At 47.8% G+C, this 14,913-nt stretch carries 13 protein-coding genes, 1 tRNA gene and 2 rRNA genes; 3 read left to right on the plus strand and 13 right to left on the minus strand.

Annotation, left to right across the window (positions count from 1 at the left end):
* Positions 1–36: 36 nt before the first annotated feature.
* Together motA and motB are read left to right on the plus strand one after the other, a co-directional pair.
* The gene (gene motA, locus ACETK5_RS32025; protein ID WP_100541615.1) at positions 37–837 is read left to right on the plus strand and encodes a flagellar motor stator protein MotA; all 801 of its coding nucleotides are present in this window, start codon (positions 37–39) and stop codon (positions 835–837) included.
* A complete protein-coding gene (motB, locus tag ACETK5_RS32030; RefSeq protein WP_071221115.1) occupies positions 821–1,627 on the plus strand; it encodes a flagellar motor protein MotB in 807 nt (268 codons plus the stop codon). Before motA ends, motB begins: the two co-directional genes overlap by 17 nt.
* Before the next feature lie 112 nt (positions 1,628–1,739).
* Here motB and rluF read toward each other — a convergent pair whose 3' ends face one another.
* Together rluF and ACETK5_RS32040 are read right to left on the minus strand one after the other, a co-directional pair.
* The gene (rluF, locus tag ACETK5_RS32035; RefSeq protein ID WP_394059682.1) at positions 1,740–2,444 is read right to left on the minus strand and encodes a 23S rRNA pseudouridine(2604) synthase RluF; all 705 of its coding nucleotides are present in this window, start codon (positions 2,442–2,444) and stop codon (positions 1,740–1,742) included.
* 33 nt (positions 2,445–2,477) lie between these two features.
* On the minus strand, positions 2,478–4,772 hold the full coding sequence (locus ACETK5_RS32040; RefSeq protein WP_326118183.1) for an ATP-binding protein: 2,295 nt from the start codon (positions 4,770–4,772) through the stop codon (positions 2,478–2,480).
* A 362-nt stretch (positions 4,773–5,134) separates the two neighbouring features.
* Here ACETK5_RS32040 and tadA point away from each other — a divergent pair, with 362 nt between their 5' ends.
* Positions 5,135–5,629, plus strand: coding sequence for a tRNA adenosine(34) deaminase TadA (tadA, locus tag ACETK5_RS32045; protein WP_394059683.1), 495 nt, complete (start codon positions 5,135–5,137; stop codon positions 5,627–5,629).
* Between the two features lie 82 nt (positions 5,630–5,711).
* Here tadA and ACETK5_RS32050 read toward each other — a convergent pair whose 3' ends face one another.
* From ACETK5_RS32050 to ACETK5_RS32100, 11 genes are all read right to left on the minus strand, one after another.
* Positions 5,712–6,797: a hypothetical protein gene (locus ACETK5_RS32050; protein WP_100541619.1), complete on the minus strand. Its 1,086-nt coding sequence runs from the start codon at positions 6,795–6,797 to the stop codon at positions 5,712–5,714.
* 306 nt (positions 6,798–7,103) lie between these two features.
* Complete coding sequence (locus tag ACETK5_RS32055; RefSeq protein WP_098741251.1) at positions 7,104–7,253, minus strand: small acid-soluble spore protein P; 150 nt, start codon at positions 7,251–7,253, stop codon at positions 7,104–7,106.
* A gap of 104 nt (positions 7,254–7,357) precedes the next feature.
* Entirely contained in the window at positions 7,358–7,699 is a 342-nt protein-coding gene (locus tag ACETK5_RS32060; RefSeq protein WP_100541620.1) for a hypothetical protein, read from the minus strand.
* 170 nt (positions 7,700–7,869) lie between these two features.
* Positions 7,870–7,958 (minus strand) — tRNA-Ser (locus ACETK5_RS32065).
* A 73-nt stretch (positions 7,959–8,031) separates the two neighbouring features.
* Entirely contained in the window at positions 8,032–9,315 is a 1,284-nt protein-coding gene (gene serS, locus ACETK5_RS32070) for a serine--tRNA ligase (protein WP_394059684.1), read from the minus strand.
* A gap of 189 nt (positions 9,316–9,504) precedes the next feature.
* Complete coding sequence (pdxT, locus tag ACETK5_RS32075) at positions 9,505–10,092, minus strand: pyridoxal 5'-phosphate synthase glutaminase subunit PdxT (RefSeq protein ID WP_100541622.1); 588 nt, start codon at positions 10,090–10,092, stop codon at positions 9,505–9,507.
* Positions 10,093–10,107: 15 nt separating this feature from the next.
* Positions 10,108–10,989 (minus strand): pyridoxal 5'-phosphate synthase lyase subunit PdxS, encoded by an 882-nt coding sequence (pdxS, locus tag ACETK5_RS32080; RefSeq protein ID WP_009595550.1) that lies wholly within the window; start codon positions 10,987–10,989, stop codon positions 10,108–10,110.
* 163 nt (positions 10,990–11,152) lie between these two features.
* Positions 11,153–12,571: a D-alanyl-D-alanine carboxypeptidase family protein gene (locus ACETK5_RS32085; protein ID WP_326115642.1), complete on the minus strand. Its 1,419-nt coding sequence runs from the start codon at positions 12,569–12,571 to the stop codon at positions 11,153–11,155.
* Between the two features lie 152 nt (positions 12,572–12,723).
* Entirely contained in the window at positions 12,724–14,181 is a 1,458-nt protein-coding gene (gene guaB / locus ACETK5_RS32090; protein WP_100541624.1) for an IMP dehydrogenase, read from the minus strand.
* A 424-nt stretch (positions 14,182–14,605) separates the two neighbouring features.
* A 5S ribosomal RNA gene (gene rrf, locus ACETK5_RS32095) occupies positions 14,606–14,722 on the minus strand.
* Between the two features lie 64 nt (positions 14,723–14,786).
* Positions 14,787–14,913 (minus strand): 23S ribosomal RNA (locus ACETK5_RS32100); the annotation flags it as partial.

Genomic DNA, 14,913 nt, shown 5'->3' on the forward strand with positions numbered 1-14,913 from the left:
GATTCGTTATTTTATTTCTCACGGATGAGGTGTGGTATGGAAATTTCAACAATTATAGGCTTAATAATCGGTATCGTCGCGGTACTGGTGGGCATGATCCTGAAAGGTGCCTCCCTTCTCGCTTTGTATAATCCGGCAGCCTATCTAATCATTCTTGGCGGTACGGCAGCAACTTTATTCATCGGATTTCCGCTAGTCGAGCTGAAAAAGATTCCGAAGCTGGTCAAGATGACCTTCGTGAAACAGAATCTGATGGACAAAACGGATATGATCAAGCTGTTTATGGAATGGGCTTCGATCACACGCCGTGAAGGACTGCTGGCTCTGGAAACCAAAGTCGATGAGATTGATGACAGCTTCCTGCGTAATGGGATGCGCATGATCATTGACGGCAACGATCAGGAATTCGTACGTGATGTATTAATGGAAGATATTAATGCCACCGAAGAGCGCCATCGTTCCGGCTCATTGATCTTCTCCCAGGCCGGTATGTATGCACCTTCCCTCGGGGTACTTGGAGCCGTTATCGGTTTGATCGCTGCACTATCCCACATGGAAGATATGGGCGAACTCGCCCATGCCATCGGGGCTGCATTTATTGCTACCCTGCTCGGTATCTTCACTGGTTATGTCATCTGTCACCCGATTGCGAATAAACTCAAGCGTCTATCCAAACGTGAGGTTGAAATCCGCCTGATGATGGTAGAAGGCTTGCTGTCCATTCAATCCGGTGTATCCACCATTGCAATCAATCAAAAGCTCTCCGTGTTCCTGACACCGTCCGAACGGGCTGAGCTCAGCGAGAGGGAGGCTGGTGCTAGTGAGCAAAAAGACTAGACACGAGCCGCATGAGGAGCATGCCGACGAATCCTGGCTTCTTCCTTACGCAGACCTACTGACCTTGCTTCTGGCCCTGTTCCTGGTGCTGTACGCCATGAGCGCGACGGATGCACGCAAATTTCAAGAAATGAGCGAAGCCTTCAGCGTTGCTCTTACCGGCGGAACCGGGGTGCTGGACTACAGCAAAACGGAATCCAGCGATGATCCGCCTAATATTAAGGATCATAAAGCGACATCACCTTCCGTTCCCGCAACAACACCTGACCAACGACGTGCAGAACTGATGCGTCAGGAGCAACAGGATCTGGAGAAGCTGAAGAAGCAGCTCGATAATTATATTAAGAATAACGGTTTAACCTCGGAGCTCAGCACCAAGTTGAACCACTCCCAGCTTGTCATTACGATACGGGATAACGCCCTGTTCCCTTCCGGTGAGGCCGTTGTGAAGCCGGAGGCCCGTAAACTGGCGAAGGCCATCTCGCAAATGCTTCACAAGTTCCCGGACTATGAAATCATTGTATCCGGTCATACGGATAATGTGCCAATCTCGAACAGCCGATATCCATCGAACTGGGATTTAAGCTCGGATCGGGCCTTGCAGTTCATGAAGATTTTGCTAACCAACTCGGAGCTGGACCCTAAACGGTTCATGCCGATCGGTTATGGTGAATACCATCCGATTGCCGATAACAATACCGCTGCTGGACGAGCGAAGAACCGCAGAGTCGAGGTATCCATTATACGTAAATACCAGGATAGCGCGACCTTTACAAGCGTGAATGAATAACCCAAAAGGGAACGGTCCCTACAGACTATAACACACAATAAACAACCGATGCATCTGGTCTCCAGATCCCATCGGTTGTTTTTGTTTAAGGTAATAAGAGTATTCCAGCCAGCTACTCGAGCCTGTAGTTCAGCAGCCGGCCAAGCTCTTCCTTTTCCTTCTCGTTAAGATCGCGCCATGAGCCGATACGTTGACTGCCAAGACGGATATTCATAATCCGGATTCGCTGTAACTTTCGGACCTCATAACCAAAAGCGCTGCACATTCTGCGGATTTGACGATTCTTACCCTCTGTCAGAATGATTCGGAATACACGCTCGGACATTCGAGTGACCTTACAGGGCAGCGTCATCTCACCTAAAATTTTTACGCCGCTGGACATCCCGCTAAGGAAGGATTCCGTTACCGGGCGATCCACCGTCACAATGTATTCTTTCTCATGTTTCCCCTCGGAGCGAAGGATCTTATTGACGATATCCCCATCATTCGTCAGCAAAATCAGTCCCTCGGAGTCCTTATCCAATCGTCCTATAGGAAAAATACGCTCGTTATGACCTACGAAGTCTACAATATTGCCCTTAATATGCGGTTCGGTGGTGCTTGTAATCCCGACCGGCTTATTAAGAGCAATATACACATGTTGCTTCTTCTTATCCTGAAGCGGCTTTCCCTGGATACGCACATCGTCGCCTTCCTCTGCCTGGCTTCCCAGGACTGCCACCACGCCATTAATGGTAACTTTCCCGCTCTCCACCAACTTGTCCGCTTCACGACGTGAGCAATATCCCGTTTCACTGATAAATTTATTGATTCTCAAGATGCCATCCCCTTATCTGTAACTACTTCTTGCTTAACCCTCAATTGCATTCCGCTGAACCGCAGGCAGAACCATGCTCACCTTGGTTCCTACTCCCACTTCACTCTCGATTTCCATCATACCCCGGTGGCCCTGAATAATACGCTGGCTTACCATCAATCCTAGTCCTGTGCCCGTCTCTTTATTTGTAATAAAAGGCTCGCCAAGATGCGGCATCAGATCCTCCGGAATGCCTTGACCTTCATCCCGAATATCGATTTGTACCCATTCGCCCTTCGGTCTTGAAAGCTCAATCCAGATACTGCCGCCATCCGGCATCGCTTCAATCGCATTTTTGAGCAAATTGATAAACACCTGCTTGAGCTGGTTCTCCTCACAGTGTACGTACGTTGGTTCATCAGTAAATTTCAATTTGAATTCGATACCGTACAAATGGGCTTGGCTGTCAAGGAATGAAATGACATCTCCCATGATGACTCGGACATCCCTCTCTTGGAAATGAATCGCCTGCGGCTTCGCTAATATCAGAAATTCACTGACAATGAGGTTAATTCGATCCAGCTCCGACAGCATTAGATCAATATGGTCCGGATTAACTTTGTGGGTCTGCTGCTGAAGCTGCAGAAATCCACGGAGCGTCGTAAGCGGATTTCGGATCTCATGAGCAACGCCGGCAGCCAACTGGCCAACGGTATTGAGCTTCTCCGAACGACGCAGCAGCTCCTCGATCCGATTGCGTTCCGTCACATCCCGAGACACGCTAATCATGGAGGTAACCTCACCGTTCTCGTCGTGCACCAGCGAGGTGCTGATACTGACCTCGATCGTGCTTCCATCTTTGCGAAGACGGACCGTCTCCACCGGAGGAAGCCGTTCACCGGCCCGCAGGCGGCGGATGCGTTCCTTTTCTTCTTCCTCTTTGGCCGGAGGCACAAGTGCAAGCTTCCGTCCAACCACTTCGTGCGCCTTCCAACCATACAATTGCTCAAACGCTTTATTCACACTAATAACCCGTTCATAGGTATCGGTTGTATGAATGGCATCGGCTGTCTGATTAATGACCGACTCCAGATATTCCTTAACGGATTGATTCTCATCGACCATTTGCTTCAACTGGCTCGTATAGTTACCCAAATTACGTGTCATCGCATTGATTCGACCCGCAAGCTGCCCCAGCTCGTCCCGGCTGCTTACCTCCAGCCTTCGATCAAAGTGACCATCCGAGACATCGTTTACCGTCCCCAGGATGGCCTGAATCGGCTTGGTAAAATACCCCGCAACAATATAACTGCCGAATATCACGATTTCCAATAAAACCAATGAGATGGCCACAAGACTGATCATCTGCTCCCTCATTACGGAGGAGATGGCTTCATAATCCATGACAACACTGATGACACTGGTCGGTTTATTTTCAGATACGATGGGGATGAAGCTTTTTAGCACCTTCTTATTATTGATGGTACTGACAAACACCACATTATCGCTGGTAGAAACAGCCCTCTTCACAGCTTCCGCATCTTGGTCCAGGCTTCCATAGTCGTAGGTGCCGAATGTAATGGGGCGATTGCGAAGCTTGTGATGAACGTCATCCGTTCCATCTTCTCTCATATATTCATTGCCAAACGTTTCAGGGTTGATGCCTGTTACTTCCAATATTCGCGGATTCGACTTCAACGTTTCCTTCACAACCGTATCCGGGCTTGTTATCTTCACAAAGTCCTTGATATTCGAATTCCTTATGTAGGGATCAATAATATAATTGCGCTTGCTATCGTAATAGTATCCCCATTTATCAATGAACTCCGGATTGGATGTGGAGAACTCAAACGGTCCTGACCAAAAATGATCGGCGCGCTGACCCTCGGAAACGGATACGACTTTACCATACTGGAACAATTCTTGAAAAGCCGTATGCCAGTACCCCCAGTTCTTTGTGGAAAGGCCGATTTCATCTTGAGAGGAGGATCGGGCAACAACGATATCATCATTCGTCCGGACCAATAGCGAAATGTGGGTGACGCCGATCTCCTTACTCAATTCCACCAATTGCGAATTGGTTATATTGTTAATATCCGGATCCAAAGCTTTTGCCGCATTGACCGCGGCCACCTTCAGCATATCACCGAATATGTTATCCACATATGCAGAACTAAAGCCGGTTTGCTGGACCGTGATGGCAATCTGCGTAGCAGCCATCACCATTTTGGTTTCACTATCCTGCTGCAAATTTTCCTGGGTCGTGTAATAGTTCAGCGTAATGTTGAGCAGAAGAATAAATAATACCGATATGGACATGATCATCGATAATTTCGTCTTAATCGACAAGTGGCATCTTCACCTTTCTGCTGTCACATAGACGACTTGCGAATCTAATACCCTCATGATACCTTGATCAGGAACGTTTGAAAAGACAAGCGACTTGATGACTATATGCTTTTTTCCACAATCGCATTGCTATTGAAATAGGGAATCCTTACAATATAAGAGGCCATTCCCGGTAAAACAAACAACGTATCCACAGATTGCGCACAAATACACAACTTATCTGGGGATAATGTGTATAACCTTGTGTATAATATTTTAGTTATCCACAATTTTGTCCACAACATGTTAACAAACGAATAAATGTTCGTTGAACATTGGGTATAAATACAGGGTTTTAACGGGCTGTGAAAGGAGACTTTAGTTTGATATCAAATTCAATAGACCCACTGGCTGTGGATAACGATAATCATGAACGCTGGATGAGAGAAGCCATCAAGGAAGCACGGAAAGCCGAAGAACTCGGTGAAGTTCCAATCGGCGCTGTCATCGTGCGGGGTGATGAGATTATTGGCCGTGGTTACAATTTGCGTGAAACGACTCATGATGGTACGGCCCATGCCGAGATGGTAGCGATCCGTGAAGCAAGCAAACATCTTGGAGCTTGGCGGCTGCTCGACTGCCGGTTGTACGTGACGCTGGAGCCCTGTCCCATGTGTGCAGGAGCTATCGTCCAATCCCGGGTCCCACAGCTGATCTATGGCACTGGCGATCCCAAAGCCGGTTGTGCCGGCACACTGATGAATTTGCTTCAAGAGCCGCGTTTTAATCACCGGACTCACGTGGTTGAGGGCGTGCTGCAGGAAGAATGCGCATCCCTACTCACCCAGTTCTTCCGACGTTTGCGCGGGAAAATATAATCCTTATGTAGAGAAATATGTATAGAAACGTAAAAAAACCCGGCCATGACGGCCGGGTTTTGGTGTCTGTGATGAGATAATATTAATAAGTGCCCATTTGGCTCATGGATTCCTCAAATTGCTCCATCGTGATGACATCAGCTTCTTTTGGAATACCGATTTTGAACTCTTGTTTTGCGTTGATGTTGTTGTATTGGGTGCTACCCTTCACAGCCAACTTCACGTTTTCATTGGTTTCTGGATCATTGAAATCAACGTTCAATACAACATCCTGATAAGCAGGGAAATCCTTTTTATCAATAGCCGTGTTGATGTTGAATGTGTTGATCTTCAGATATTTCTGCATCTCTTCCAGGCCCGCTTTGAATTCGTCTTGATTAACGTTGGATACTTCAGCTTTGGCAGCGTCGATATCTTCCTGGGTCAGACCCAGCAATTCGCGGTACTCGTCTTTAGCTGCAATGTCAACAACCTTAGGTGCAACCTTGTTTACCATAATATCCAATGCTTCATTCAGGTTATCATTGGTTACAAAGAATTGAACCACTTGTTTTGCATCCACGCCTTCTGGAAGGCCAGCATCTTTAACATTGATCTCTTTGAAGTATTTCGCTTGATCATATTCGCTCAGCAAAGCTTCAAGGATCTCGTTCACGAATTTCTGCGATTTCTCGGTATCCAGGCTTTCTGGGCTAAACGTTTCACCGGATTGCTCAGCAAGCTCTTTCATGTCCATCATGAGGAACTTGCCAACAACGTCCTCTGGGAATGGCAGCATTGGAATGCTTGGAACTTTAATGTAGATTTTCTCTTTCGTCATGACCATATCAATGTTGAAGGACATCGCCATGTCACCCTTCAGATTGATACCCATGTTCATTTCGGTTTGCATTGGCTCAGCTTGGTAGATACCATCCAGCGTAACCTCAGCATTCTTCAGCATGGTCATCGCTTGAGTTACACTTGGATCGCCTTCAACTGCAGGTATGTTAACTTGAAGGTCTTCAATGACAAATTTACTCTTCATTTCGTAGGATGTCATCTTCATCGCGTTCGTAGCAGCGTTGGTCATTGCTGCCTTAGGCTCTTCTTTTTTGGCGCAGCCGGATAATACAACTGTCACTGTGAGCAACAGTGTCAGCATAATAGCTGCAAACTTCTTGTTCATTAAAATTTCTCTCCCCTCTAACAGTCAAAAAAATAACAGACCTTCTAATCATAAACCATTTAACCAAAATGAGAAACACTTTCTGGAATATTTGCTGAAAATTTATTTCCTTTCTTTTTCCATCCATCTTAATTTCAAACTTCTTAACATGCGAATAAGGTGGGGCCCCAAAATATTACACTTGAACACTAATACGCAGGTTGGACGCAAAAGGTTTCATAACGAAAAAAAGAACTTCCTGTCGTATTACAGGAAGTTCCCTCGATTCTTGCTTTCTAGCCTCTCCGTATTTGCTCCTACAGGCTTCTAGCCCTCCGGATTGAAATGTCCATCCTGCTTACGGATCTTCGCTCTGTGCGAGCCTGACAGCGGCTCCTGGCCACCACGGTCATGGTCCTTGCGCTGCTTCGGCTGCTCTTGTGCTTCCGGTACCGGAATCGCTTTCGGTTTGCTCATCTGATAGCCCTCCATTTCATGGATCAAACGATGTCTACGCTATCCTGCTTTGATGTCCATATCATGAAGAGACAGTATGGAAACCGTCTCACCCATTCATGGAACTAGTGGTGCGTGATTTGCTGCAGCGTTTGGGCACACTCATGGATATGGCGCGTATAATCGCCCACCATGCCCTGAATGTTCTCATTACGCTCATCGGTCGTCGCGCCCCCACGCTCTACATCGACCAGATCGACCTTCACTTCCCGCGAATCCACATACGTGCATTGAAAATCAAATGAATACTCCTGGCGACCTGCTGCATCAATATGAATGCGGATGGCATTCGGATCCCCTTCGTCTGCAGCCACTTCTGCGCGATCTCCCGGCTTTAATATGATGGGCAGTCTTTCCTGCCAGGCATTGACCAGCGTCGACTGATCCACATTCAGTTCTGAGTTCATGTTCACACCTCCCCTTCTCTATAAATTGCGATAACAGGGGATGTTTTATACAGCAGCCTCCATAAAGCAGAGAACCTATTGAATGGAAGAACATGCAATGAATCCTCTTATATAAAAGGAGCAATAAAAAAACCGTTTCCCTAAGGAAACGGTTTGGGTTTGATTATGTATGGCGGAGAGGATGGGATTCGAACCCATGTGGGCTTGCACCCTAACGGTTTTCAAGACCGCCCCGTTATGACCGCTTCGGTACCTCTCCACGTGGTAATGATCCATGCAAAATGAATCACGTGCAAAAATCATTATACCACAAGACAAACTGTTTTATCAACTTATTTTTTCTGTTCGATGATACTAACGTTCCCCATGTACGGGCGAAGTGCTTCAGGAATAACGACGGATCCGTCAGCCTGTTGATAGTTTTCCAGAATGGCAGCGACGGTACGCCCTACCGCGAGCCCGGAACCATTCAGGGTGTGGACAAATTCGGGCTTGCTCTTCGGTTCCGGACGGAAGCGAATGTTGGCACGGCGAGCCTGGAAGTCCCCGATATTCGAACATGAGGAGATTTCACGATAGACGCCGCTCTCTGGAAGCCAAACCTCCAGATCATAAGTCTTCATGGATCCAAAGCCCATATCCCCGGTACAAAGAGCCATGACGCGATAAGGAAGATTCAGCAGCTGAAGCACTCGCTCCGCATCCGCCGTCATCTTCTCAAGCTCATCAAACGATGTTTCCGGATGTACAATCTTCACCATCTCAACCTTGTTGAACTGATGCTGACGAATAAGTCCCCGTGTGTCGCGGCCTGCCGCGCCGGCTTCCGAACGGAAACAGGAGCTGTATGCCACGTAATATTTAGGCAGATCCTCACTATTTAAGATTTCCTCGCGATGGTAGTTCGTTACAGGAACCTCAGCGGTTGGGATCAGATAGTAGTCGGTATCGCTAATTTTAAATAAATCCTCTTCGAATTTAGGCAGCTGTCCTGTTCCGTACAAACTGTCCCGGTTGACGATATATGGAGGCAGCATTTCCTCATAGCCGTGTTTGTCGCTGTGCAGATCCATCATGAAACTGATCAAGGCACGCTCAAGGCGAGCACCCAAACCTTTGTAGAACGTAAACCGTGAACCCGTTACCTTCGCACCTGCTTCAAAATCCAAAATACTCAGGTTCTGAGCAAGCTCCCAGTGTGCCTTAGGCTCGAAATCGAAAGCTTTCGGCTCCGCCCAGCGGCGGATTTCCACGTTCTCCTCCTCCGAGGCGCCTACCGGCACACTCTCATGAGGGATATTCGGAATCGCCAAAGTAAGCTCGGATATGCTGGCTTCCAGCTCACGAACTTCCTCATCCATCGCTTTAATCTGGTCTGACACTTGGCGCATTTCCAGAATCAGATCATCTGCATTCTCACGATTCTTCTTCAGTTTGGCTACTTCAGCCGACACGGTGTTGCGGCGATTCTTCAAACTTTCGCTTTCCTGCAGCAATTCCCGGCGCCGGGCGTCAAGCTTAGGAAACTCCGCAATCAGATCGAGCGATTTGCCTCGATTCTTCAGCGCTTCTTCTACACGACTGTACTCGCTGCGCAATATTTTTACGTCTAACACGGGAAACCCTCCTAAAGTAAAACATCCATCAAGTATATCGAAGCAGCTGCCCTATATGTTGATAAAAAGCCTTGGGACAAGGCTGCATTATACGTTATTACATACGATACATCTTATTGCATTTCAGCGAAAAAGACAACTTGACTCCCACATACTGCCAAAGAGTCAAGATGTCTTCTACTGTAACTATTACATCTGTGGTGCCGTAGACTGGGATCGAACCATCTCCACAAAATATTGATGAAGTCGATAATCGTCCGTCAGCTCCGGATGATAAGAAGCTGCGAGCAGATGCCCCTGTCTGGCTGTAACAATCTCATCCTTATAAGTGGAAAGGACCTCAACGCCCGCACCCACTTCCAGAATGAGCGGCGCACGAATGAAGACAGCCCGTACCGTTTCTTCGATTCCTTTTACAGGCAAATCGGTCTCGAAGCTTTCACGCTGACGTCCAAATGCGTTCCGCGCCACCGTGATGTCCATCAGCTTCAGATGAGCCTCTTCGTCGCCTTGAATTCGCTCTGCCAGTACGATCAGTCCGGCGCATGTTCCGAATATCGGTTTGCCCTGGGCTGAGAACTGACGAATTGCATCCATAAAATCATACTTCCGCATCAGCTTGCCGATGGTGGTGCTCTCGCCGCCAGGGATAATCAAGCCGTCAATGCTGTCCAACTGCTCAACCTTCTTAATCGGCACCCCTTCGGCACCAGCAAGCGTAATGCTCCGAATATGCTCTGCAACGGCACCCTGAAGTGCCAGTACGCCGACCTTCATGTTACCCCTTCTCTCTTACCAGCCGCGATCCTGCATGCGCTCAGCGGGACTAAGCTTGGATATCTCGATGCCTTTCATCGGAGCACCCAGGTTCTTGGATACTTCAGCAATCAATTTATAATCATCATAATGCGTCGTTGCTTCAACAATCGCACGAGCGAACTTCTCAGGGTTGTCCGATTTGAAAATGCCGGATCCAACAAAGACGCCGTCAGCGCCCAGATGCATCATCAATGCTGCATCAGCAGGTGTTGCCACACCGCCAGCTGCAAAGTTAACGACAGGCAGCTTGCCCGTCTCATGAACGCCCTTCAGGAGGTCATAGGAAACACCGAGGTTTTTCGCTTCGGCATACAGCTCGTCCTTCGACATGTTGCGAACTTTACGGATTTGGCTGTTGATCAAACGCATGTGGCGAACAGCTTCCACGATGTTGCCCGTTCCCGGCTCACCCTTCGTGCGGATCATGGATGCACCTTCGCCGATACGACGCAGCGCTTCGCCAATGTCTTTGGCGCCACATACGAACGGTACGGTGAAATCCCACTTGTCGATATGGAACACTTCATCCGCCGGCGTCAGCACTTCACTCTCATCGAGGTAATCCACGCCGAGTGATTCAAGCACTTTCGCCTCGACATAATGACCGATACGAGCCTTGGCCATAACTGGAATGGATACAACTTTCATGACTTCCTCAACGATGGTTGGATCAGCCATACGTGCTACTCCCCCAGCAGCGCGAATATCGGAAGGAACGCGCTCCAGCGCCATAACTGCCGTAGCACCGGCAGCTTCAGCGATTTTCGCTTGTTCCGCATTCATGACGTCCATAATGACGCCGCCTTTTTGCATTTCCGCCATACCTCTTTTTACAGTTGATGTTCCTGTTTCCATGTCCCCTAGCCTCCCGATTATATGTTGTATCTCATCGCCATAACAGCATTCCCTGGCGATATGGTCTGTACCCGTATAGGTGCATGCTTGCAATGAATCTAACTTGATATTTTACCGCATCAAAATCAAATACACAACCCAATTACTCGGAATTTATCGGCTGTTAGAAAAGATTTTTGATGGAATCAAATAAATCGGCGAAAAAGTCTCCAATCGCCCGCAGGAACAAACTGAACCAGCCTGCCTTCTCAACTTCCTCCGCAGTGATTAGATTCACCGTTTCGGTTTGGGCTTCCTTCATGCCTTCTATTTTATATGTGTAGGTTACCGTGCCCACCTTCGTATCCTTAGCGACAGGAGCTGTCATGCTGGAGGAGTCCAGTTTGGCTTCAAAGGTAATATTCTTGCCGCTTGAACCTTTCGGTACAACAAAAGTAAGAGCTTTATCCGTTACGAGCGCAGCTTCTTTGCCTTTGCCCTTCTTCACTTCGACGGTTTCAAAGCCTTGCACGGTTGCACCGGCAGCTTGGACTTCCTTCACTTCAAAGTTGTCAAAGCCGTAATCAAGAACTTTTTTGGTCTCTTTAAAACGGGCGCCTTCAGATTTCGTACCCATTACAACGCTAATCAAACGCATGCCGTCACGTTCAGCAGTACCGGCAAAGCAATAACCCGCCGCATTGGTATGACCGGTTTTTAAACCGTCCAAACCTTCATAAGCGTAGGACTTAAAGTTCGTAATACTCTTGTTGGCCTCAAGCATCCAGTTGTAGTTGATAATCGGATTCGTGTCTCTCTGCCGGAACTTGTGGGATTGAATAGCCGTGAATCTTGCAAAATCAGGATGATCCTCGACAATATATTTCGCAAGTAAAGCGGTATCCATTGCCGACATTACCGTTTCTTTATCCTCTGCAGGGCGATATTTCTCTGGCATATCAGCACGGCTGAGGCCAGTTGAATTAATGAAGAAAGCCGTCTTCAGCCCCATCTTCTTCGCCGTATCGTTCATCATGGTAACAAACTCTGCCTCGGAACCAGCCACATGCTCAGCCAATGCTACCGTCGCATCATTCGCCGAACCGACAGCCATCGCTATGTAGAGCTCTTCCACTGTATGTTGGTCGCCTTCCGCCAAAAATATCCGCGATCCGACAGTTTTTGCTGCATTTTCCCCCACGGTAACCATGTCATCCCAAGCTAAGTCGCCTTGTTTCACTTTTTCTGCAACGATGTATTCCGTCATCATCTTCGTCATACTCGCCGGTGGCAATGCTTCATCCGCATTAATAGATAATAGGACCTGTCCTGTTGATGGCTCGATCAGAACAGCGGAGCTTACATCCAATCCAAGCTGATCAATCGATGGCACTTTATCCGGTTTCTCAGCATTGGTTGTGGCTTTCTCGGTTGTCGCTTTATCCTCTGTGGCTTTCGTTGTATCCGCTGTTGCCAGCATAGTAGGTGCCGCGAATGAAACCGCAGGCGCAGCAGAGAAACACAGTATATTAAACAGCATCAAGGATGCCAGCGTTCTTTGAATTCGTTGCCGCTTATTCTTCTTTACAGACTTGTCTATCAATGGAATTACTCCCCTCTAATTCTCAATAAGTCATTAACTTGTTCTATTCTATCATAGGGGGGGTATCAAAAAAAGACAAGCTGGATGATAATTCATCCAGCTTGTCCAGGAAATAAATGACATATATTGTTCGTCCTTGTTCTTTCAGTGAATTACAAGGAATAGTTAGGTGCTTCTTTGGTAATTTGAATATCATGCGGATGGCTCTCGCGGAGTCCTGCACCAGAGATACGGATAAACTGAGTGTCATTCCGCAGTTCCTCCAGGTTTTGCGTACCGCAATAGCCCATGCCGGAGCGCAATCCACCGATCAGCTGATGGATGGTATCTGCCAAAGGCCCTTTGTAAGCAACACGACCCTCGATGCCTTCCGGAACCAATTTCTTGTCGTCATCTTGGAAATAACGGTCTTTACTGCCTTGTTTCATGGCTGCAAGGGAACCCATACCGCGATAAGCCTTGAAACGGCGTCCTTGATAGATCTCAGCTTCGCCTGGGCTCTCCTCCGTACCGGCAAACATGCTGCCCAGCATAACGGCACTTGCGCCTGCCGCGATGGCTTTCGTAATTTCCCCGGAGTATTTGATACCGCCATCTGCGATAATTGGCACGCCGTATTCTTTAGCAACCGTTGCACAGTCATATATCGCTGTGATTTGCGGTACGCCAATCCCAGCAATGACGCGGGTGGTGCAGATCGATCCTGGGCCGATTCCGACTTTAACGACGGATGCACCAGCTTCGATAAGCTCTCGTGTGCCTTCGCCTGTGGCCACGTTACCAGCGATAATCGTCAGATCCGGATACACTTCGCGCAGTTTGCGAACGGAATCAATGATATTGATGTGATGACCGTGGGCAGAGTCAACGGTAATAACGTCAACGCCAGCTTTCACAAGCGCCTCTGCTCTTTCGAAGGTATCCTTGGAGATTCCGATGGCTGCACCTACAAGCAGGCGGCCCTGAGCGTCCTTCGCTGCTCTAGGGAACTGAATCGCTTTCTCAATGTCTTTAATGGTGATAAGTCCTTTAAGGACATTATCCTCGTCTACCAAAGGCAGTTTCTCAATCTTATGCTTCTGCAAGATCATTTCGGCATCCTGAAGGGTCGTTCCGACCGGAGCTGTCACCAAATTCTCGCTGGTCATCACTTCACTGATGACCGTATTGTAATCATGAACAAAACGAAGATCACGATTCGTCAAAATCCCGATCAGCTTATTGTTCTCATCTACGATCGGTACGCCGGAAATCCGGAACTTACCCATGAGTTTCTCTGCATCGGATACAAGATGATCAGCATGGAGCGAGAACGGATTCGTAATAACACCACTTTCCGAACGTTTAACCCGATCTACCTCTTCTGCCTGTTGTTCAACCGTCATATTTTTATGAATAATGCCGATTCCGCCTTCTCTAGCAATGGCAATTGCCAAAGGAGCTTCCGTTACGGTGTCCATTCCTGCACTGATGAGCGGGATGTTCAATTTCACATGCTCGCTCAATTTGGTGCTAACATCCACTTCTTTTGGAAGTACCTCGGATTTTCTAGGAACCAACAATACATCGTCAAAAGTGAAGCCTTCCTTGCTAAACTTATCTTCCCACACCTGGGTTATTCCTCCTTTTTGTCGTCTTCCTGCGGACTACAACTACTGTCAGAGCTGGACCGGACGGCATTTTCAAGTATTTTCAGAAATATATTATTGCCATCTTAGCAAAGGGCCCATAGGCTGTCAAGGATTGAAATTCGTCCTTTGCCGGAAGTTCGCAAGTATCCATCCAGCGCGTTATCCTGTCTCTTTGGAATGGACAAACGAACCGGGTTTCTTCTATTAAATGGAGACTCACCCACGTTTAAGCCTGGTCTGCCAAAATGCTAAGTCCTTAAGGCATTATCCTGGGGTTCAATGAATCGCTGTCGTTTAGTATCACCCAACCCGGTATGGGATAGTCTCGAATTCGTAAATACTTGTTTTTGAATATAGGAAAAGACCGCTATCGATCACTCGATAACGGCCTTTATGGTTGTTCGCTTGGCGACGTCCTACTCTCCCGGGACCCTTCGGTCCAAGTACCATCGGCGCTGGAAGGCTTAACGGTCGTGTTCGGTATGGGTACGCGTGGAACCCTTCCGCCATCGCCACCAAACGGCTCAGATGCTTGATCACCTGAAAACTAGATACGAAACGAATTTGCAGCACATTGAAATATGTTGGATAAGCCCTCGACCGATTAGTATTGGTCAGCTCCATGCATTGCTGCACTTCCACCTCCAACCTATCTACCTCGTCGTCTTCAAGGGGTCTTACTAGTTGGGAAATCTCATCTTGAGGGGGGCT

Source organism: Paenibacillus ilasis (genome assembly GCF_043195395.1).
Taxonomy (GTDB): Bacteria; Bacillota; Bacilli; order Paenibacillales; family Paenibacillaceae; genus Paenibacillus_AQ; species Paenibacillus_AQ lautus.